Source organism: Streptomyces sp. A0592 (assembly GCF_004795115.1).
In the GTDB taxonomy this organism is placed as follows: Bacteria; Actinomycetota; Actinomycetes; order Streptomycetales; family Streptomycetaceae; genus Streptomyces; species Streptomyces erythrochromogenes.
On sequence record NZ_SSBM01000005.1, the window covers coordinates 310234 to 331237 of the forward strand.

General features: G+C 72.1%; 15 protein-coding genes. 11 read left to right on the forward strand and 4 right to left on the reverse strand.

Annotated elements, in window-relative coordinates; translation table 11 throughout:
* Window positions 1–13: 13 nt before the first annotated feature.
* Window positions 14–535 carry a MarR family transcriptional regulator gene (locus E6U81_RS10770; RefSeq protein WP_046779115.1) on the reverse strand — a complete coding sequence of 174 codons (522 nt, stop codon included), beginning with the start codon at window positions 533–535 and terminating at the stop codon, window positions 14–16.
* 241 nt (window positions 536–776) lie between these two features.
* On the opposite strand from E6U81_RS10770, the gene ilvA reads away from it, so the two are divergent.
* From ilvA to E6U81_RS10785, 3 genes are all read left to right on the forward strand, one after another.
* Window positions 777–2009 (forward strand): threonine ammonia-lyase, encoded by a 1233-nt coding sequence (ilvA, locus tag E6U81_RS10775; protein ID WP_136229831.1) that lies wholly within the window; start codon window positions 777–779, stop codon window positions 2007–2009.
* 170 nt (window positions 2010–2179) lie between these two features.
* Window positions 2180–3205 carry an ATP-binding cassette domain-containing protein gene (locus E6U81_RS10780; protein WP_136229832.1) on the forward strand — a complete coding sequence of 342 codons (1026 nt, stop codon included), beginning with the start codon at window positions 2180–2182 and terminating at the stop codon, window positions 3203–3205.
* A complete protein-coding gene (locus E6U81_RS10785; protein ID WP_136229833.1) occupies window positions 3202–4059 on the forward strand; it encodes an ABC transporter permease in 858 nt (285 codons plus the stop codon). Before E6U81_RS10780 ends, E6U81_RS10785 begins: the two co-directional genes overlap by 4 nt.
* Before the next feature lie 64 nt (window positions 4060–4123).
* Here E6U81_RS10785 and greA read toward each other — a convergent pair whose 3' ends face one another.
* Complete coding sequence (gene greA, locus E6U81_RS10790) at window positions 4124–4621, reverse strand: transcription elongation factor GreA (protein WP_136229834.1); 498 nt, start codon at window positions 4619–4621, stop codon at window positions 4124–4126.
* Between the two features lie 182 nt (window positions 4622–4803).
* Window positions 4804–5217, reverse strand: a complete 414-nt coding sequence (locus E6U81_RS10795; RefSeq protein ID WP_031149795.1) for a DUF4307 domain-containing protein — start codon at window positions 5215–5217, stop codon at window positions 4804–4806.
* Window positions 5218–5324: 107 nt separating this feature from the next.
* Between E6U81_RS10795 and mca the strand changes: the two genes are divergently transcribed.
* Window positions 5325–6206, forward strand: coding sequence for a mycothiol conjugate amidase Mca (gene mca, locus E6U81_RS10800; RefSeq protein WP_031149797.1), 882 nt, complete (start codon window positions 5325–5327; stop codon window positions 6204–6206).
* Between the two features lie 2 nt (window positions 6207–6208).
* Entirely contained in the window at window positions 6209–6436 is a 228-nt protein-coding gene (locus E6U81_RS10805) for a hypothetical protein (protein WP_136229835.1), read from the forward strand.
* A gap of 622 nt (window positions 6437–7058) precedes the next feature.
* On the opposite strand, the gene E6U81_RS10810 is transcribed toward E6U81_RS10805, so the two are convergent.
* On the reverse strand, window positions 7059–10331 hold the full coding sequence (locus E6U81_RS10810) for a tetratricopeptide repeat protein (protein ID WP_206309893.1): 3273 nt from the start codon (window positions 10329–10331) through the stop codon (window positions 7059–7061).
* Window positions 10332–10576: 245 nt separating this feature from the next.
* On the opposite strand from E6U81_RS10810, the gene E6U81_RS10815 reads away from it, so the two are divergent.
* The 6 genes from E6U81_RS10815 (at window position 10577) to E6U81_RS10840 (ending at window position 20953) form a co-directional block, all read left to right on the forward strand.
* Window positions 10577–11884, forward strand: coding sequence for a recombinase family protein (locus E6U81_RS10815; protein ID WP_136229837.1), 1308 nt, complete (start codon window positions 10577–10579; stop codon window positions 11882–11884).
* A gap of 47 nt (window positions 11885–11931) precedes the next feature.
* Window positions 11932–13998: a thioredoxin domain-containing protein gene (locus E6U81_RS10820; protein ID WP_168714602.1), complete on the forward strand. Its 2067-nt coding sequence runs from the start codon at window positions 11932–11934 to the stop codon at window positions 13996–13998.
* Between the two features lie 243 nt (window positions 13999–14241).
* On the forward strand, window positions 14242–15564 hold the full coding sequence (locus E6U81_RS10825) for a glycosyltransferase (RefSeq protein ID WP_240803754.1): 1323 nt from the start codon (window positions 14242–14244) through the stop codon (window positions 15562–15564).
* A 128-nt stretch (window positions 15565–15692) separates the two neighbouring features.
* On the forward strand, window positions 15693–17258 hold the full coding sequence (locus E6U81_RS10830) for a phospholipid carrier-dependent glycosyltransferase (protein ID WP_240803758.1): 1566 nt from the start codon (window positions 15693–15695) through the stop codon (window positions 17256–17258).
* Window positions 17259–17264: 6 nt separating this feature from the next.
* Entirely contained in the window at window positions 17265–18485 is a 1221-nt protein-coding gene (locus E6U81_RS10835; protein ID WP_136229839.1) for a glycosyltransferase family 2 protein, read from the forward strand.
* A 23-nt stretch (window positions 18486–18508) separates the two neighbouring features.
* Complete coding sequence (locus E6U81_RS10840; RefSeq protein ID WP_240803755.1) at window positions 18509–20953, forward strand: galactose oxidase-like domain-containing protein; 2445 nt, start codon at window positions 18509–18511, stop codon at window positions 20951–20953.
* Window positions 20954–21004: the final 51 nt, after the last annotated feature.

Sequence of the window (21004 nt, forward strand, 5' to 3'; positions counted from 1 at the left end):
GGACGGACTCCGCTCAGGAGGCCGGCCCGGCTTCGGCCACGGCCGCCATCAGCTCCGACAGCGACAGGTTGAAGCGCGTCAGCAGCCCGGTGAAGGACTCGCGCTCGTCCTCGCTCCAGCCCTCCGTCACCCGCGCCATGAGCTCGCGCCGCGAGGACCGCACCTCCTCCAGCCGCGCCAGCCCCCGCGGGGACAGCGCGAGGACCACGGCCCGCCCGTCCTCGGGGTGCGAGGTCCGCTTGACCAGACCGCCGTCGACCAGCGGCGCGACCTGCCGGGTCACCGTCGAGGAGTCGATCCCCATGCCGCCGGCGAGCGCCTTGACGCCCATCGGGCCTTCCAGGTCGAGCCGGTTGAGCAGCAGGTAGGCGGCGCGGTCCATCGAGTTGCGGGCCTGGCCCACGCCGCCCAGGCGGGTCTGCTCGGCGCGCCGGGCGAAGACCGCCACCTGGTGCTGGAGCGCGTCGAGGAGACCGGCTCCGGCGGGCGCTTCGGCCTGCACGGGCAGATCGGAATTGGCCGGGGAGGAAGGCATGGCCGTGGGCTCTCTTCGCGTGGGTCCGACAAGGATGGGGGACAGAGTACGCGGCCCTGCGGCGGCTCGTACGCCTCGTACGAGAACTGATACGGCCCGCCCGGGCACCCGTCCCACGGCCGTCCCGGATGGCGAGATTTCGCCCCTGCCCCAGCCTTGGCCCCGGTATCCGCCCCGGGCGCTCCCGCAGCCGCCGCGGACGCTCCGCGCCGGGCCGGGCCCGGACTGCGAGACTGACGGCATGAACTACCGCGTGCCCCAGCCCGTTCCCCAGGTCATCCTCGACGACGTCCGGGGGGCGCAGAAGATGCTCTCCGGCGTCTCCCGGGTCACGCCGATGGAAGGCAGCAGGCACCTCTCCGCGCTCACCGGCTCGCCCGTCCACTTCAAATGCGAGAACCTCCAGCGCACCGGATCCTTCAAGCTCCGCGGAGCCTACGTCCGCATCGCCGGCCTGCGCCCCGAGCAGCGGGCCGCCGGCGTCGTGGCCGCCAGCGCCGGCAACCACGCCCAGGGCGTGGCGCTGGCCTCCTCGCTCCTCGGTGTCCGCTCCACCGTGTTCATGCCGGTCGGGGCGCCGCTGCCGAAGGTCGCCGCGACCCAGGACTACGGGGCCGACGTACGCATGCACGGCCAGGTCGTCGACGAGACCCTCGCCGCGGCCCAGGAGTACGCCGACCGCACGGGCGCGGTGTTCATCCACCCCTTCGACCACCACGACATCATCGCCGGCCAGGGCACGGTCGGCCTGGAGATCCTGGAGCAGTGCCCGGAGGTGCGCACCATCCTCGTCGGCATCGGCGGTGGCGGGCTCGCCGCCGGGGTGGCCGTCGCCGTGAAGGCGCTGCGGCCCGACGTCCGGGTCGTGGGGGTGCAGGCGGCGGGCGCGGCCGCGTACCCGCCCTCCCTCAAGGCCGGCCACCCGGTCTCGATCGACGACCCGAACACGATGGCCGACGGCATCAGGGTGGGCCGCCCCGGCGACGTCCCCTTCAGGATCATCGGCGAGCTCCTCGACGACGTGCGCACCGTGTCCGAGGACGCGCTCTCCAGCGCCCTGCTGCTGTGCCTGGAACGGGCGAAACTCGTCGTGGAGCCGGCCGGGTGCAGTACGGTGGCGGCCCTGCTGAGCGAGCCCGAGCTGTACGGCGCTGGCCCGGTCGTGGCCGTGCTGTCCGGCGGCAACGTCGACCCGCTCCTGCTCCAGCGGATCCTGCGGCACGGCATGGCGGCGGCGGGCCGGTACCTGTCCCTGCGGCTGCGCGTGGCGGACCGGCCCGGGGCGCTGGCCGGGCTCCTGGGGGTGTTGTCAGTGGTCGATGCGAACGTGCTGGACGTGAGCCACGTACGGACGGACCCGCGGCTGGGGCTCACGGAGGTGGAGGTGGAACTGCACCTGGAGACCAAGGGGCCGGAGCACTGCGCGGAGGTCGCGCGGACGCTGCACGGCGCGGGATACAAGGTGATGGGCTAGCGGACCAGCGCTTCGGCGGACCAGATCGGCGGACCCCCGCGCTCCCCACCACCCACACCCCCGCACCCCCCGTTCGGCCGAGCGGGACCTGCCCTGCCCCCATAGCATTTGCGGAGAAATGTCCTGAACAGCTCGACCCCACTGGCCCGATTCACATGGGGAGAATCCATATGCCAGGTGCCATCCACGCCGAGGGACTGGTCAAGACCTTCGGCGACGTACGGGCTCTGGACGGCGTCGACCTCGACGTCCCCGAAGGCACCGTCCTGGGCCTGCTCGGCCCGAACGGCGCGGGCAAGACCACGACCGTACGCGTCCTGACCACACTCCTGCGCCCCGACAGCGGCAAGGCCGTCGTCGCCGGCATCGACGTCCTCAAGCACCCCAACGAGGTCCGGCGCGCCATCGGCCTCTCGGGCCAGTTCGCGGCCGTCGACGAATACCTGACCGGCCGCGAGAACCTCCAGATGGTCGGCCGGCTCTACCAGATGAGGGCCAAGGCGGCCAAGGCGCGGACCGTCGAGCTCCTCGACCGCTTCAACCTCGCCGACGCCGCCGACCGCCCCGCCAAGACGTACTCCGGCGGCATGCGCCGGCGCCTCGACCTCGCCGCCGCGCTCGTCGTCAGCCCGCCCGTCATGTTCATGGACGAGCCCACCACCGGACTCGACCCCCGCAACCGTCAGCAGCTCTGGGGCATCATCCAGGAACTGGTCGCCGGCGGCACCACCCTGCTGCTGACCACCCAGTACCTGGAGGAGGCCGACCACCTCGCGGACGACATCTGCGTGGTGGACCACGGCAAGGTCATCGCCCGCGGCACCTCCGACGAGCTGAAGGCCCGCACCGGCGGCGAGCGCGTCGAGGTCGTCGTCCACGAACGCGCCCACATCCCAGGCGCGCGGGAGGTGCTCGCCGGCTTCGGCAAGGGCGAGACCACGGTCGAGGAGCACACCCGCAAGCTGACCGTACCGGTGTCCGGCGGGGCCAAGCTGCTCGCCGAGGTCATCCGGGAACTGGACGGCCGGGGCATCGAGATCGACGACATCGGCCTGCGCCGCCCCACCCTCGACGACGTGTTCATCTCCCTGACCGGCCACGCGGCCGAACGGGCGGCGGAGGAGGAGAACGGCGACGGCGGGGCCGGCGCCGAGGCCAGGGGCCGCCGGGCGGCCCGTAAGGAGGCGGCGAAGTGACCCTCACCTCCCCGACCGGGGACCTCGCGGCACCGCGCCCACGCGGCGGGCTCGCCCAGGGCGTCAACGACTCACTGGTGATCGCCAAGCGGAATTTGATTCGTATGTCCCGAATTCCCGAGATGATCATTTTTGGTGTGATCCAGCCGGTCATGTTCGTCGTGCTCTTCAGCTACGTCTTCGGCGGCTCGATCAGCGTCGGCGGCAGCACCTCACCCGCCGCATACCGCGAATTCCTGATGGCCGGCATCTTCGCCCAGACCGTCACCTTCGCCACCGCCGGCGCCGGCGCGGGCATCGCCGACGACATGCACAAAGGCCTGATCGACCGCTTCCGCTCGCTGCCCATGGCCCGCGGCGCGGTCCTCACCGGCCGCACCCTCGCCGACCTCGTCCAGACCTCGTTCACCCTCGTGATCCTGGCCGTCGTGGCCCTGCTGGTCGGCTGGCGCACCCACACCAGCCCCGGCGAGGTGCTCGCCGGCTTCGGCCTGCTGCTCCTGCTCGGCTACGCCTTCTCCTGGATCGGCGCCCTCATCGGCCTGTCCGTGCGCACCCCCGAGGCGGCCACCTCCGGCGGGCTCATCTGGCTCTTCCCGCTGACCTTCATCTCGAACGCCTTCGTCCCCTCCGAGAACATGCCGCCGTTCCTGCGGACCATCGCGGAGTGGAACCCCTTCAGCGCCACCGTCCAGGCGTGCCGCGAGCTCTTCGGGAACCTGCCGCCCGGCTACCCGGTCCCCGACGCCTGGCCCATGCAGCACCCTGTCACGGCATCCGTCCTCTGGTCGCTGCTGATCATCGTGGTCTTCCGGACCCTCTCGGTCCGCAAGTACCGCTCGGCGAGCGCGTAGGCCGCGTACGCGTGATGCCCCGGCCGGAGAACCGGCCGGGGCATCACGGGCGAACGAAGGGTGATCAGCCGGTGAAGGGCTTGACGTCCAGGATCTTGACGGAGGCCTTCTTGCCGTTCGGCAGCTCGTACTCGGCGTCCTCGCCGATCGACTTGCCGAGCACGCCGGTGCCCAGCGGGGACTGCGGGGAGTACGTCTCGAAGTCCCCGGACGCGTACTCGCGCGACGCCAGCAGGAACTCCATCGTGTCGTCCTCGTCGCCGTCGAAGGCGATCTTCACGAGGGTGCCCGGCGCCACCACGCCGTCGGACGCGGGCGCGGTCCCGACCTTGGCGTTCTCCAGGAGCTGCGTGAGCTGGCGGACCCGGAGCTCCTGCTTGCCCTGCTCCTCCTTGGCCGCGTGGTACCCGCCGTTCTCGCGCAGGTCGCCCTCCTCGCGGGCGGCTGCGATCTTCGCCGCGATCTCCGTGCGGGCGGGACCAGAGAGGTAGTCCAGCTCCGCCTTCAGCTGGTCGTACGCCGCCTGGGTCAGCCAGGTGACGCTCTCGCTCGTCTGGGTCACGGGTGCTCCTCGTCGGTACAGGGGACTACAAGGCCGCCAGCGGCGGACGAAACCACGAGCCTAACAATTCGGGAAGAAAAGGGGGAGGACCCCAGAGGGCCATTGCCCCGCGGGCCGCCCTCCCAAGCCTCGGCGCAGCACCCCGGCAGAGTGCCTCCGCGGAGCCCTCCCGGCCGGGTGTTTCAGCCGGCGGACCCCGCGGGCTGGCAGCCCACCAGCTCGATCATGGTGGCCCGGCCGGTGGTCTTCACCGACACGACCTCATCGACCCGCGACCGGGGTTGGGCGAAGGTGAAGTCGGCGCGGCCCACCTCGGCGTGCTGCTCGTCCTGCGAGACCATGGTGCACACGCCGGTGACCGACGCGTCCTTGCGTACCTCCAGGTGCACCTTCACCTCGGTGTCCGAAATCACCTGGAACTTGATCACCTCGGCGCTCACGCTCCGGCCCGCGACGTAGTCCCAGCCGATCCAGCCGATCACACCCAGCAGCACGGCACCCAGTGCCGCCCCGATGATCTTGAGCTTCCGGTCCGCACGCTCGTCCGCCGACCGGCCGTACCGGCCCTCGGGCAGTCCCTCGCGCACCGCGCTCATGATCTTTTCCTCTCGCTGGGGAGGGTGGGTCATCCCTGGAATTTTCCGTCCCCCAGTTCGGTCACTATAGAAGCCGAGTGTCGCGCCGAATCGCAGAGGATCCTGTTTTGACCGAGCAGCTTCGACTGATGGCCGTCCACGCCCACCCCGACGACGAGTCGAGCAAGGGCGCGGCCACGATGGCAAAGTACGTGTCCGAAGGGGTCCCCGTCATGGTCGTGACCTGCACGGGCGGCGAACGGGGCTCCGTACTGAACCCCAAGCTCCAGGGCGACAAGTACATCGAGGAGAACATCCACGAGGTCCGCGCCAAGGAGATGGAGGAGGCCCGCCAGATCCTCGGCGTCGAGCAGGAATGGCTCGGCTACGTCGACTCCGGCCTCCCCGAGGGAGACCCGCTGCCCCCGCTCCCCGAAGGCTGCTTCGCCCTCGCGGACGTCCACGAGGCCGCCGGCGAGCTCGTCAAGAAGATCCGCGCCTTCAAGCCGCAGGTCGTCACCACGTACGACGAGAACGGCGGCTACCCGCACCCCGACCACATCATGACCCACACGATCTCGATGGTGGCCTTCGACGGCGCGGCCGACACCGAGAAGTACCCCGAGGCCGAGTACGGCCCCGCCCACCAGCCGCAGAAGCTCTACTACAACCAGGGCTTCAACAAGCCGCGCACCATCGCCCTGCACGAGGCGATGCTCTCCCGCGGCCTGGACTCCCCCTACGGCGAGTGGCTGGAGCGGTGGAAGGAGTTCGAGCGCAAGGAGCGGACCCTCACCACCCACATCCCCTGCGCCGACTTCTTCGAGATCCGCGACAAGGCCCTCATCGCGCACGCCACCCAGATCGACCCGGACGGCGGCTGGTTCCGCGTCCCCATGGAGGTCCAGAAGGAGGTCTGGCCCACCGAGGAGTACGAGCTCGCCAAGTCGCTCGTCGACACCTCCCTCCCCGAGTCCGACCTCTTCGCGGGCATCCGGGAGAATGCGTAGCTATGAGCGCTACGCAGGCAGCACTGACCCAGCTCCTTCCCCTGGCGGGTGACACCTTCGACAAGAACAAGGTGACCCCCGGCATCCTGGGCTTCATCGTGTTCGCGGCCCTCGCAGTCGGCGTGTGGGCCCTGATGAAGTCCATGAACCGGCACATGGGCCGGGTCGACTTCGAAGAGGCCCCCGAACCGGCCCCCGCCGCGACCCCCGCGGCCAAGCCGACCGCCTAGGCCGCCTCGCGTCCGGGCCGCCCTCCCCGGACCCGCACGCCGCCCCGCCCCGACGGCGGGGCGGCCCCCGCGCATGGCCGCAACCACCCCGCCCCGCCCCGCCCGGCGGCTCCGCCGACCGGACGCGGTGGCCACCGGGCCCTGCGGAGCGCCGACCGGACCACACAGCCACCGGGCCTCGCACCGGGCCCGCGGCCGGGCCCTGCGCCCCTGCCGGCCGGCCCGGGTATGCCGTCGCCGCCGGGCCCGCCCGGCCGCCGCCGGACCTTGCGGCCCCGCCGACACCGCCCGGTGCGAGCCCGGCAACCGCCCCGGCCGAGCCGTGCGGCCCCAAGGTGCCCGGTCGTGCAGCCCCACGGCCACCGCGAGCCGCGCCGACGGAGCCGCCGCAGGGGGCCCGGCCCAGCGGCCCCGCCCGCCGACCAGGTCGTGCAGCCGTGGCAGGCGGGCATCGGGGGCCCTTCGGGCGAGTCCGCGGCCGTGGCCGCACCGACCGCAGCCACGCGGCCACCGGGCGGTGCGGGCCGCACAGCCGCGCCGGCCCTGCGCCCCTGCCGGGCGGCCGGTGCGCAGCCGTCGCAGCCCGGCCCGCGGGCCCCACCGGTCGGCACGGCCGGGACGGTCACACCCGCGGTACGCCCATGACCTCCCGCGAGTGCAGGTTCGGCACCAGACCCAGCCGCCACGCCTGCCAGCCCTCCGCCGGATCCACACCCCGGCCCAGGATCACCCCGTACGTCTCCAGGCAGTCCGCCAGCCGGCCGTCACGCGCCGCGTGCGGCGCCTCCACCAGCCGCGCCAGCTCCGCCCGCGCCTCCTCCGGAACCCCCGGCCCCGCCAGCCCCACGTACGGCAACAGCGTGCACCGCAGGAACCGCGCCCAGTCCTCCCCGCGCCGGTCCCCGTACGAGATGAACAGCCGCACCGCCTCCTCGCACAACCCCAGCGCCTGCGACAGCCGCCCGTTGCCCGCGTCCACCACCGCCAGCTCCAGGCACGTCCACGCCTCCCCGTGCGCCAGCCCGATCCGCTGGAAATCCGCCCGCGCATCCACCAGCAGCTGCCGCGCGAAACCCGAATTCTTCAGGTTCCCCGTCTGCGCCGCCCGCTGGTCCCGCGTCACCCGGCCCGAATGGTGCCGGGCGTGCGCCAGCCCGTACACGTCCCGCATCCGCGAGAACATCGTCCGCGCCCGCTCCAGCTCCCGCACCGCCCGGTCCCGCTCGCCGCCCACCTCCAGCGCCTGCCCCAGGTAGTACTGCGTCCACGCCTCCCCACGCGCGTCCTCCGCCTCCCGATGCCGCGCAAGCGCCTCCCGCAGCCGCTCCACCGCCGACCCAGGATCCCCGTCCACCACCCGCGCCCGCCCCAGCTGCGTCAGCGCCCAGGCCTCACCGCGGTCGTCCCGCGTCCGCCCGTACAACTGCAACGCCAGGTCCAGCTCCTTCTCCGCCTGCTCCACCTCACCGAACCGCAGGTGCACCTGCCCCAGCTGGAAATGCGCCCACGCCTCCCCGTGCACGCTCTCGCTCTCCCGGTGCAACGCCAGCGACGTCTCCAGCAGCCGCGTCGCCTCCGCCAGATGCGCCAGATCCCGCTCCACCGCCGCCAGCGCGTGCAACCCCCACGCCCGGTCACCCGCCAGCTCCGCCGGCTCCTGCAGCACCAGCGCCTCACGGATGCGCACCGCCGCCTCCGGCAGATTGCCCTGATGGTGCAACGTGATCCCGAGCGACACCAGCGCCATCGCCGCCCCCGCCTCCTGATGGGCCTCCATGTACTGGTCCACCACCGACGTCAGCGTCGACCGCGCCTTGTCCAGCTCACCCAGCTGCCGCGCCGCGATACCCGTACGCCACTGCACCGACCGCACCAGCCGCCCCTGCTGCCCCTCCTGGCCCTGCCGGCCCGCCGCCACCGCCTGCGTGAGCTCGTCGATCTCACCCAGCCGGTACAGGTCCCCGCGCAGCAGACAGAAGTCGCACAACGCCCCCAGCAGATCCAGCACCGCCTGCTGGTCCACCCCCTCCGAATGCCGCAGCGCCGCCGTGATGAAACTCGACTCGTCGTCCAGCCACCGCAGCGCCGCGTCCAGCGAGACGAAGCCGTGCCCGCCGAACTGGTTCGCCCGCGTCGACATCTTCCCGTCGACCATCCGGATCACCGAGTCCGCCAGCTGCGCGTAGTTGCGGATCAACCGCTCGTGCGCCGCCACCGCCTGCGCCCGGTCCTCGTCGGCCGCCAGCCGCGCCGCCGCATACGCGCGCACCGCGTCATGCATCCGGAACCGCTGACCCCGCACCCGCTCGATCAGCCCCGCCTCCCACAACTCCTCCAGCGTCCGCAACGCCGCCTGCTCCGGTACGTCGGCCAGCGCGGCCGCCGCCGCACCACCCAGCGAGGCCCGCCCCGCCAGCGGCAACCGCCGCAGCAGCAGCCGGGCCGGCTCGGCCAACCGGACATCCGCCGCCCGCAGCGCCGCCTCCACCGGATGCACCCCGCCCCCGCCCCCGGCCCCATCCCCGGCCGCACCCCCACCCACCAGCGGAGCCAGCATCCGCAGAGCCAGCGGCAACCCGCCACCCACCCCCACCACCGCAGCCACCCCGGCCGCGGCCCCCTCGCCGGCCACCGCCCCCTCCGGCGCCGCCGCCCGCACCAGCTCCGCCGCCTCAACCCCGTCCAGCCGCTCCACCGGCAGCTGATGGACCCACGCCGCCAGATCCCCCGGCAACTCCAACGGCTCCCGCGCCGTCACCAGCACCAGACTCTCCGAACGCTCCGGCACCAGCATCCGCACCTGCGCCGCATCCACCGCATCGTCGAGCAGCACCGTCACCGGCAACCCCCGCAAGTGCTGGTGGTACAACTCGCCCAACCGCCTCACCTGCTGCTCCGCCGAAGCACCCTCCCGGAACAGCAACTGCTCCCGCGGCGCACCCAGCCGGTTCATCAGGTGCAACAGAGCCTCCCGCGTCGACAGCGGCGCCTCGCCCGGCTCCCCGCCGGGCGAACCACCCCGCATGTCCACCACACACGCACCCCGGAACTGGTCCCGCAGCGCATGCGCCGCCCGCAACGCCAGCGCCGTCCGCCCCACCCCCGGCTCCCCGTGCAACACCACGACCACCGGGCGCGTCTCCGTACTCGCCCGCGCCGCCTGCACCCACTGCGCGATCCGCGTCAGCTCCGCCCGCCGCCCCGCGAACCGGTCTGCCACATCCGGCAACTGCCCGAAGGACTGCTCCAGCGCACTGCGCCGCCTGGCCTCCGCACTGCGGTCCGCCCCGCGCAACCGCCCCGCCGTGCGCGCCAACGACAGCGCCACCGGCCGCGGCGCCCGCGCCGCAGCCGCCACCGCCCGCTGCTGCTCCAGGAACGGACGTATCCCGCGCACCTCCAACGCCGACAACCACTGCAGCTTCAACTGCTCCGCGCCGCCCGGCCGGCCCAGCTCCCCGGCCCGCCGGTTCGCGGCCGGCACGTGCAGAGCCGTCACCTTCGCCACCGTCGCCACCGCACCCGCGATCCCGACCACGGCCCCCGCCGTCAGCGCCGTACCCGCCGCGACACCCAGCGACAGGTCCGCCCCGACGGCCGCGGCCGCCGCGACCGCGGTCACCAGCACCGCCGTCGAGGTGTTGCCCCGCCGGAACGCCTCACCCAGCGACTGGTCCCCGGCCGCCGCCTCGTCCAACGCCCGCACGTACGCCGCGTACTCGGGCGCCGCACTCGCGGCGAGCGCGTCCAGGGCCTCCCTGCCGCGCGCCAGCAGCGCCGCCCTGTCCACCACCGCCCCGCCCACGGCATCCGCCGAGCCCGCCCCCCGCCGGACCGCCTCGTCCACGGCCCGCTCCAACAGACGCTCGGCCTCACCACGATGGCTGTCCCGCATCGGCATCCCCCTCAGAGAGCTCCGGCAACGTGCCCCAAGTGTCCTGCGGGACTCCGCCGCGCGCGAGGGAATCTGAGCTAGTTCAGAGGGAAGCGGTCATTCCTTCGCACAGCCGAGCCGAAACAGAGCAACTGCCGTGTGAATCAAGGGCAATGAACGCCAGCCGGTTCAGCCGGTGCGTAACCCGACGTGCTGTTCGCCAGTTGTAGCGAACATCGCACCAACTCTCGACGGGGAAACGCTCCATGGACCAGATACCGGTCGCCTCCTACGCCCGAACCTCGCAGGACACCCCCCACCGCGACGCACGCGGCGTACGCCACCAGCACCGCATCAACGAACGCACGGCACGCGAACACGGCTGCGTCGTCGTCGCCACCTACACCGACAACGCGCGCAACGCGACCAAGGACGACCGGGAACGCCCCGCCTTCGACCACCTCCTCGCCGACCTCCACCGGGGCCACGCCTTCGCGGCCGGCCCCCTGCGGGGCGTCGTGGCCGTCGCGGACGACCGCCTCTACCGCAGGCCCGAGGACTTCATCCGCTTCATGGCGGCGCTCACCTCGGCACCGGGGCGTGTCTACGTGGACCGGGAGGGCCTGCGTGATCCGTACACCAAGGCCGGACTGCTCCAAGGCGCCGCATGTCTCCAAGGGGCCGTCGCCGAGGGGGAGATGCGCAGCCGCCGGGTCCAGGACTGGCACTGGTCGCGGGCCATGGACGGGCTGCCGCACAGCGGCCCGAGGCCTTTCGGGTGGCTGCCGGACCGGCAGACACTGCATCCGGTGGAGTCGGAACTCGTCCGCAAGGCGATCGAGGACCGGATCGGCGGGGCCTCCATGGGGCAGGTGGCACGCGAGTGGGACGCGCAGGGGATCACGGGAACGCGGGGCGGCCGCCCCAACCCGATGACGGTCACTCAGATCATCACCGCCCCGAGGGTCTGCGGCTTCCGAGCCAACCGGGGCGCACTGCTGATCGATCCCGACACCGGAGGTCCATTGGTCGGTGTGTGGCAGGCCATCGTCACGCCCGAGCAGTGGAGGGAGGTCTGCGCGACGTTCTCGGTCGGAAGTCTCTACATGCACCGGGGCCCGCTCAGTCCACGCCTCACGGGGAGGAAGGCCGGCCCGAAGTATCTCGCCGCCGGATTCGTTCGCTGCGGGGCACCGCTTGAGGATGGCAGTACGTGCGACCAGCTCATGGGCGGCGGCAAGGCCGCCAGCCGGAGCAGCCCCTACAACTACATCTGCGCATCGGGGCGCGGCTGCGGAAGATGCGCCATCAGCGGCCCCCTCGTGGAAGACGCCATCGAGAAGCTGCTCTTTCCTGCCGACGGGCAGGGCCGGGTCCGGCTGCCCGAGCCGATGAGGCTGCGCTGGCAGTCGGGCGGGATGGGGTTCGAGGAGAAGCGGAAGGTGATCGCGTCGGTCTTCACCCACTTCGTGATCAGGCCGGGCCGGAAAGGGGTCGGAACCTGGGACCACTCCCGCGTGGTCCCGGTCTGGAAATGGGCTGATCGCATCAACGGTGCCGAACCGGCGGCCTGATGGCCAGGTCATGAGCTGCGCGCGGGGTGGTGCGGCAGGATGGGCCCATGCCGAATCGCCTTGCGAACGAGACCTCGCCGTACCTGCTCCAGCACGCGGACAACCCCGTCGACTGGTGGCCGTGGTCGCCGGAGGCCTTCGCCGAGGCGCGAGAACGAGGCGTGCCCGTGCACCTGAGCGTCGGCTACTCAAGCTGCCACTGGTGCCATGTGTTCGAAGCTGAAAGCTTTACTGATGAACTAACGGCGGGGTATCTCAACGAGCACTTCGTCAACATCAAGGTGGACCGGGAAGAGCGGCCCGACGTCGACGCCGTCTACATGGAGGCCGTGCAGGCCGCCACCGGGCAGGGCGGGTGGCCCATGACCGTGTTCCTCACCGCGGACGCCGAGCCGTTCTACTTCGGGACCTACTTCCCGCCCGAGCCCCGGCACGGGATGCCCTCCTTCATGCAGGTGCTCGAAGGCGTGCGGGCCGCCTGGGTGGGGCGGCCCGAGGAGGTCGCCGAGGTCGCGCAGAAGATCGTGCGGGACCTGGCCGGGCGGCAGCTGGACTACGGGAAGGCCGGGACTCCCGGGGCCGAGGAGCTCGCGCAGGCGCTGCTCGGGCTGACGCGCGAGTACGACGCCGTGCGCGGCGGATTCGGCGGGGCGCCGAAGTTCCCGCCGTCCATGGTGCTGGAGTTCCTGCTGCGCCACCACGCCCGCACCGGGTCCGAGGGTGCGCTGCAGATGGCTGCCGACACCTGTGAGGCGATGGCGCGCGGCGGGATCTACGACCAGCTCGGCGGCGGGTTCGCGCGGTACTCGGTGGACCGGGAGTGGGTGGTACCGCACTTCGAGAAGATGCTCTACGACAACGCCCTGCTCTGCCGGGTCTACGCCCACCTGTGGCGGGCCACCGGTTCGGAGCTCGCTCGGCGGGTGGCGCTGGAGACCGCCGACTTCATGGTCCGGGAGCTGCGGACCGCCCAGGGCGGGTTCGCCTCCGCCCTCGACGCCGACTCCGAGGACCCGCTGACCGGCGAGCATGTGGAGGGGGCGTACTACGCCTGGACGCCGGCCCGGCTGCGGGAGGTGCTCGGGGAGGACGACGGGGTGCTGGCCGCCGGGTACTTCGGGGTGACCGAGGAGGGCACCTTCGAGCACGGCACGTCCGTGCTCCAGCTGCCCCAGGACGGGCCGGCGGTGGACGCCGAGCGGATCGCCGGGATCAGGGAGCGGCTGCTGGCGGCGCGGGCGGAGCGGCCTGCCCCCGGGCGGGACGACAAGGTCGTCGCCGCGTGGAACGGCCTGGCCATCGCGGCGCTGGCGGAGTGCGGGGCGTACTTCGATCGGCCCGACCTGGTGGAGCGGGCGACCGAGGCCGGCGACCTGCTGGTGCGGGTGCACTTCGACGCGGCGGCCGGCCGGGCCCCCCGTCTCGCGCGGACCAGCAAGGACGGGCACGTGGGTGCCAACGCGGGGGTGCTGGAGGACTACGGCGACGTCGCGGAGGGTTTCCTCGCCCTGGCGGCGGTGACCGGCGAGGGGGTGTGGCTGGAGTTCGCCGGCTTCCTGCTGGACCTGGTCCTGGACCGCTTCACCGCCGAGGACGGGTCGCTGTACGACACGGCGCACGATGCGGAGAAGCTGATCCGCAGGCCGCAGGATCCGACGGACACGGCCGCGCCGTCCGGGTGGACGGCGGCCGCGGGCGCGCTGCTCTCGTACGCGGCGCACACCGGTTCGCAGGCGCACCGTACGGCGGCGGAGCGGGCGCTCGGGGTGGTGCAGGCGCTGGGTCCGCGCGTGCCGCGGTTCATCGGGCACGGGCTGTCGGTGGCGGAGGCGCTGCTGGACGGGCCGCGCGAGGTGGCGGTGGTCGGGCATCCGGAGGATCCGGCACGGGCGGCGCTGCACCGGGCGGCGTTGCTGGGGACGGCTCCTGGTGCGGTCGTGGCGGTGGGGCTGCCGCAGCCTGCGGAGGGCGGGGAGGGGGAGTTCCCTCTTCTGGCCGAGCGCACACTGGTGCGCGACCTTCCGGCGGCGTATGTGTGTCGACATTTCGTCTGCGCGCGGCCTACGACGGACCCGGTCGAGCTGGCGGAGCAGTTGGGTGCGGTTCGTCCCTGAAGTACCCGGAGTGCCGTCAGTTCCGTTTGTGCATATGTCGATTCAGAAACACGCATTTCATCGACGCTGAGGCTGGATGTCGTGTTCACCGCCTAATCTCATGGCTTCGGGAGTCACCGAGACGACGCGCTGGGGGGTGCGTCCGGGGGGAAGCGGGGCGGCGGCGGGCCGGGGGGCCTGCCGCGAGTCTCCGGGGGGTTTTCTGATCGCCGCCTGGGGGGCGGCGGGTCTGTGGGGGGCTTTTTGTACACGTCTGTGTTCATTGCTGCCATTTCACTGGCGCTCTTCTGGATGGCCGCGTTCACGCTCTGGTGGCAGATGCACGCGTGGCGGACGCCGGAGACGCTCGCCTCCACGCGCTTCGACCGTCCCGACGGGGAGGGGCGCCTGGCGTTCTCACTGCTGCTGCCCGCCCGCCACGAGCAGGCGGTGCTGGAGCACACCGTCGACCGGCTGCTGGAATCGAGCCACAGCGACTACGAGATCATCGTGATCGTCGGGCACGACGACCCCGAGACCGCCGCCGTCGCCGAACGGGCCGCGGCGCGCGAGCCGGCCCGGGTGCGGGTGGTCGTCGACCACCACGAGACGAAGAACAAGCCGAAGGCCCTCAACACCGCCCTGCCGTCCTGCCGCGGCGACATCGTCGGGGTCTTCGACGCCGAGGACCAGGTCCATCCCGAGCTGCTGGCCCACGTCGACCACGCCTTCCGCTCCACCGGCGCCGACGTGGTCCAGGGCGGGGTCCAGCTGATCAACTTCCACTCCAGCTGGTACAGCCTGCGCAACTGCCTGGAGTACTTCTTCTGGTTCCGCTCCCGGCTCCACCTGCACGCCGAGAAGGGGTTCATCCCGCTGGGCGGCAACACCGTCTTCGTCCGCACCGAGGTGCTGCGCGAGGCCGGCGGCTGGGACCAGAACTGCCTGGCCGAGGACTGCGACCTGGGGGTGCGGCTGTCGTCGGTCGGCAAGAAGGTCGTCGTCGCCTACGACTGCGACATGGTGACCCGCGAGGAGACGCCGGGCTCGCTGGTGAGCCTGCTCAAGCAGCGCACCCGCTGGAACCAGGGATTCCTGCAGGTGTACCGGAAGAAGGACTGGCAGCAGCTGCCCGGCCGGGGCCGGCGCTGGCTCGCCCGCTACACGCTGATGACCCCGTTCATGCAGGCCGCGTCGGGTGTGATCATCCCGGTCAACGTCGCCGTCGCGCTCTTCCTCGACGTCCCCGTGGGCATCGCGATCATCACCTTCCTGCCCATGATCACGGCGATGGTGACGTTCGTCTTCGAGATCGTCGGCCTGCACGACTTCGGCCGGCAGTACGGCCTGCGCGTCCGCTTCGTGCACTACGTCAAGCTCGTCGTCGGCGGCCCGTTCTACCAGGTGATGCTCGCGGGCGCCGCGATCCGTGCCGTCTGGCGCGAGCAGCGCGGCCGCAACGAGTGGGAGCTGACCAGCCACACCGGCGCCCATCTGACGACCGTCCCGGCCGTTTCCGCAACCGCAGTCGTCGCCTCCGCCTCCGCGTCCGCCTCCACCGCGATCCGAGAGGACAGCCGCCGGTGACCGCCACCCTGCCCACGGCCACTGCCCCGGAGCCCGGGACCGACACCCCGGACACCCCGGCCGTCCCCGCCCGGCGCTCCACGGCCGGCGGGCTCGGCGTCCGTCCGGCCCCGCCCGTCCGCCCGCTCGTGCGCTTCCGCTCCTCCCGCCCCGACCTGCTGCTGTGCGGGGCCCTGCTGCTCGTGATCGTCGCCGTCCAGGGCTGGAACATCACGAACTTCCCGACCCTGAGCGACGACGAGGGCACCTACCTGGCCCAGGCGTGGGCGGTCCAGCAGGGCGAGGGCCTGGCCCACTACACGTACTGGTACGACCATCCGCCGCTCGGCTGGATCCAGGTGGCGGCCCTGACGTACCTGCCGTCGCTGTTCGTCCCGGAGTGGATGACCGTCGCGCCGATGCGGTTCTCGATGCTCGCGGTGTCCGCCGCCTCCGCGGTGCTGCTGTACGTGCTGGCGCGCCGGCTGTGGCTGCCGCGGTGGGCGGCCGGGCTCGCGATGGGGCTCTTCGGGCTGTCGCCGCTGTCCGTGGTCCTCCAGCGGGAGATCTTCCTCGACAACATCGCGGTGATGTGGATGGTGCTGGCGTTCTGCCTCGCCGCGTCGCCGAACCGCCACCTGTGGCACCACTTCGCCTCCGGGCTGGCGGCCGCCACCGCCGTCCTCACCAAGGAGACGATGCTGGTGGTGCTGCCGGCGCTGCTGGTGACGATGTGGCGGCACAGCCACCGCGACACCAGGAAGTTCGCCGTCACCGCCTGCGTCCTGATCGGTCTGTCGTACCCGCTCTTCGCGCTGCTCAACGGCGAGCTGCTGCCAGGCTCCGGGCACGTCTCGCTCATCGACGGCATCACCTACCAGATGGGCCGCGAGGGGTCCGGTTTCATCCTGACGCCGGGATCCGGCTCGAACGGCGTGTTCCGGTCCTGGCTCTACTACGACACCGTCCTCCCGCTCGGCGGGCTGGCCGGGGCGGTGCTGCTGATCGTCACCGTGCGCCGGTCGGTGACCGCCCGGGCGCTGGCCGGTCCGGCGCTCGCCGCCGTCATCCTGGCTGTCGTCGCGATGCGGCCCTCGGGCTACCTGCCCGCGATGTACGTGATCCAGGCGCTGCCGTTCCTCGCCCTGGTCCTGGCGGGCGGCGCGGCCAGTGTCACGCACGCCGTGCTGCGCCGCCGTCGCGGGGCCGGGGCGCGCGGGGCGCGGGTGTGGGTGCGCTGGGCGGTGCTCGGCGTACTGGCCGCGTCGGCGGCCGGGTACGTGCTGCCGCGCTGGTACGAGGGCAACCGCACCGCGCTGACGGTCGACGCGAACGCCCCGTACCGGCAGGCCGCGGCCTGGCTCGGCCGTGAGGTCGGCGACCCCGCGCGCACCCGGGTGCTGCTCGACGACGCGCTCTGGCTGGACGCCGTGCACCACGGTTTCGAGCCGGGGCCGGGTGCCATCTGGTTCTACAAGGCCGACCTGGATCCCGCGGTCACCAGGACCCTGCCGGGCGGCTGGCGGGACATCGACTACGTGGTCTCCTCGCCCACGGTGCGCCGTGACGCGGCGGACCTGCCGACAGTGAAGGGCGCGCTGGAGCATTCGGCCGTGGTGGCCGTCTTCGGTTCGGGTGAGGACCGCATCGAGATCCGCCGCATCGAGACCAGCCGCACCGAGATCCGCCGCACCGACCGCGAGAGTGGGAGCTGAGCCGCCATGAGCGAGGACCTGTGGTCCCTGCGCGCCCCGGTCGATGCGGAGCGACATGCTTCGCATGTGCCGGCCGGCAGTGTCACCCTCATCATCCCGACCTTCAACGAGGCCGGGAACATAGTGGAGTTGCTGCGCCGGCTCGGGCAGGCGCTCCCCGGTGACCGGCCCTGCGCGGTGCTGTTCGTGGACGACTCCACCGACGACACCCCCGCCGTCATCGAGAAGGCCGCGGCCGACCATCCCTTCCCGGTGTCGGTCCTGCACCGGGAGGTCGCCGAGGGCGGCCTCGGCGGGGCGGTCGTGGAGGGGATCGGGCGGGCGGACACCGACTGGATCGTCGTCATGGACGCGGACCTGCAGCACCCGCCCCACCTCGTCCCGGAGCTCGTCGGTGAGGGCGAGCGCACCGGCGCCGACCTGGTGGTCGCCTCCCGCTACATCAGCGGCGGCAGCCGGGCCGGGCTCGCCGGGAGCCATCGCGTCGCGGTGTCGCGCGGTGCGACGTGGCTGGCGAAGGGGCTCTTCCCGCGGGCGCTGCGCGGGATCAGCGATCCGATGAGCGGCTTCTTCGCGATGCGCCGCTCGGCGGTGACCGCCGGGGCCCTCGAACCGCTCGGCTACAAGATCCTGCTGGAGCTGGCGGTGCGCTGCCGCCCGGCCCGGGTGGCGGAGGTGCCCTTCGTCTTCCAGGAGCGCTTCGCGGGGGAGTCGAAGTCGACGGCGCGTGAGGGCATGCGGTTCCTGGTGCACCTGGGGTCGCTGCGTTCGGCGGCCCCGTCGGCGCGGATGATCGGCTTCGGGCTGATCGGGCTGACGGGTTTCGTGCCGAACCTGGCGGTGCTGTGGATGCTGACGGGCGCGGGGATGCACTACCTCCCGGCGGAGATCGTCGCGAACCAGGCCGGGGTGCTGTGGAACTTCGTCCTCATCGAGGTCCTGCTCTTCCGGGAGCGGCGCCGGCACCGTCACTGGGCGGACCGGGTGGGCCGGTTCGCGCTGCTCGCCAATGCCGATCTGCTGCTGCGGATCCCGCTGATCGCGGTGTTCGTCGCCCAGCTGGGGATGGGGGTGCTGCCCGCCACGGCGCTGGCGCTGGTGACCACCTTCGTCCTGCGGTTCGCGGCGACCGAGGCCCTGGTGTACCTGCCGCGCCGCACGTCCCCGGCCGTTGCGTCCCCGGCCGATACGTCCCCGTCCGAGTCGGGGCGTCACCGCAGGAGTTGAGCCGCACAGAAAGGAACCTTTCCATGCGTCCGACCTTTCGGCGGAGGGCGGGGCGGCGTGCCGCACTGCTCGCCGTCGGGGCGATGGCCGCGGGTCTGCTGCTCACCGCACCGCAGCAGGCCACGGCCGGTCCGCCCAATCTGCTCTCCAACCCCGGTTTCGAGACCGCCGGCGCCGCCGGCTCCGACATGCCGTCCTGCTGGTCCAAGTCCGGCTGGGGCGACAACGACTTCACCTTCGCGACCGTCGCCGACGCGCACAGCGGCACCAAGGCGATGAGGGTGTCCCTGACCCGTCGGGTGGACGGTGACCGCAAGGCGCTGGTCACCGAGAACAACACGTGCGCGCCGACGGTGACGCCGGGCAGGCAGTACGACCTGTCCGCCTGGTACAAGTCGAACACCCCGGACGTGTCGGTGACGGTGTTCCGCCGTGACACGACGTCGGGCTGGCAGTACTGGACCGACCTGCAGAATCCGCCCGTGAGTGCCGGGTGGACGCGTACGGAGGTCCGTACGCCCGTCGTCCCGCCGAACACGGACAAGATCGCCTGGGGTCTGTCGGTGTACGGGGTGGGCACGCTCACCACGGACGACTACGCGCTGGAGGAGGTGGGGTCGGTGCCTGCGCAGCCGGCCTGTTCGGGTACGGCGGAGGAGTGTGCGAAGGGCAGGTGGCAGGTGATCCCGGCCCAGAACCCGGTGCGTTCCATGCACGCGGTCGTGCTGAACGGGGGCACCTCCCAGGCCGGAGGCTCTGGGGGCGGCAAGGTGCTGCTGATCGCGGGCTCGGGCAACGACATCGCCCAGTTCGACGCGGGCACCTTCACGTCCGCCGTCTACGACCCCGCGAACGGGTCGTTCAGGACGATCCCGACGCCGGTCGACATGTTCTGCGCGGGTCACGTGCAGCTGTCGGACGGCCGGGTGCTGGTGATGAGCGGGAACAAGGGCTATCCGTCGGCCGACGGTTCGATCGGCTACCAGGGGCTGAAGGACTCGTACACCTTCGACCCGGTCACCGAGACGTACACGAGGACGAACGACATGAACGGCGGGCACTGGTACCCGTCGGCGACGGTCCTCGGCAACGGTGACGTGATCTCCTTCGGCGGGCTGAAGGAGGACTCCACGGGGAACGTGACCGCGGAGAAGTTCTCGGCGGCGCAGAACAAGTGGCTGCCGATGAACGAGGTCAACCAGACCTGGTCGTACTGGGGCCTGTACCCGTCGATGATCCTCATGCAGGACGGCCGGCTCTTCTACTCGGGCAGCCACACCTTCGGCAACGGCACCCCGGGGACGGGTGCCTCGATCTACGACTACGACGCCAACACCATCACCGACGTGCCGGGCCTGCGCAACAAGGACGAGCGGGACGAGTCGGCGAGCGTGCTGCTGCCCCCGGCCCAGGACCAGCGGGTCCTGACGATCGGCGGTGGCAACAACGAGCGCAATCCGGCGGCGAACCGGATCACCGACATCATCGACCTGAAGCAGCCGAGCCCCGCCTACACGGCCGGTCCGGACCTGCCCCAGGGCCTGGTCGACACGGGCACCGGGAAGCGGCCGCAGACCGGCGCCGAGGGCAAGATGTACGTCTCGGCGGTGCTGCTGCCGGACGGCAAGGTGCTGGAGACGGGCGGCGGCCTGCACGACCGGGCCGACCCGGTCTTCGAGGCCTCGTTCTTCGACCCGGCCACCAACAGCTACCAGGCGGGCCTGGCGACCGACCCGATCCCGCGGACCTACCACTCGGCGTCGTTCCTGATGCCCGACGGGCGGGTCATGTCGGTGGGCGACAACCCGGGCAACGGCACCTACAACCACAACGTGTCGATCTACACGCCGCCGTACCTGTTCAAGGGCGCCCGTCCGCAGATCACCTCGGTGATCGACACGCAGTGGGTGTACGGGGACACGCAGCGGATCACCGTGAACCGGCCGATCGCCAAGGCGGAGCTGATCCGCCCGGCGGCGGTGACGCACTCCTCGGACCCGAACCAGCGGTTCGTGGACCTGCCGATGACGGTGGACGGCACCACCGTCGACCTGAACGTCACGAGCAACCCCAACCTGGCGCCGCCCGGCTGGTACATGCTCTTCGCGGTCGACGCGAACGGCGTCCCGTCGATCGCGACGTGGGTGCACCTGGGCGGTCCGTCCGCGCTGGCCGCGGCCCAGGAGCAGCCGTCCGCGCACGAGCACGCCTTCGCGGACAGGCTGGGGCCGGCCAAGCAGAACCCGGCGAAGCGGGACTCCGTCCCGGTCGCGCCGAGCGTGGCGGGCTGCGACCGGCACTACGGCACGGCCAACGTGTGCGTGCCGACCCGGTTCCCGGCCGGGGTGGAGGCGACGACGAAGGCCCGCTGCGAGTGGCTGGCCTCCCACAAGTACCCGAAGCGCCTGAAGGTCAACGGCAGTGATCCGCTGCGGCTGGACCCGGACGGCGACGGCCGCGCCTGCTGAACGCGGGGCACGAAGGAGGGGCCCGGCCGCCAGCGTGCGGCCGGGCCCCTC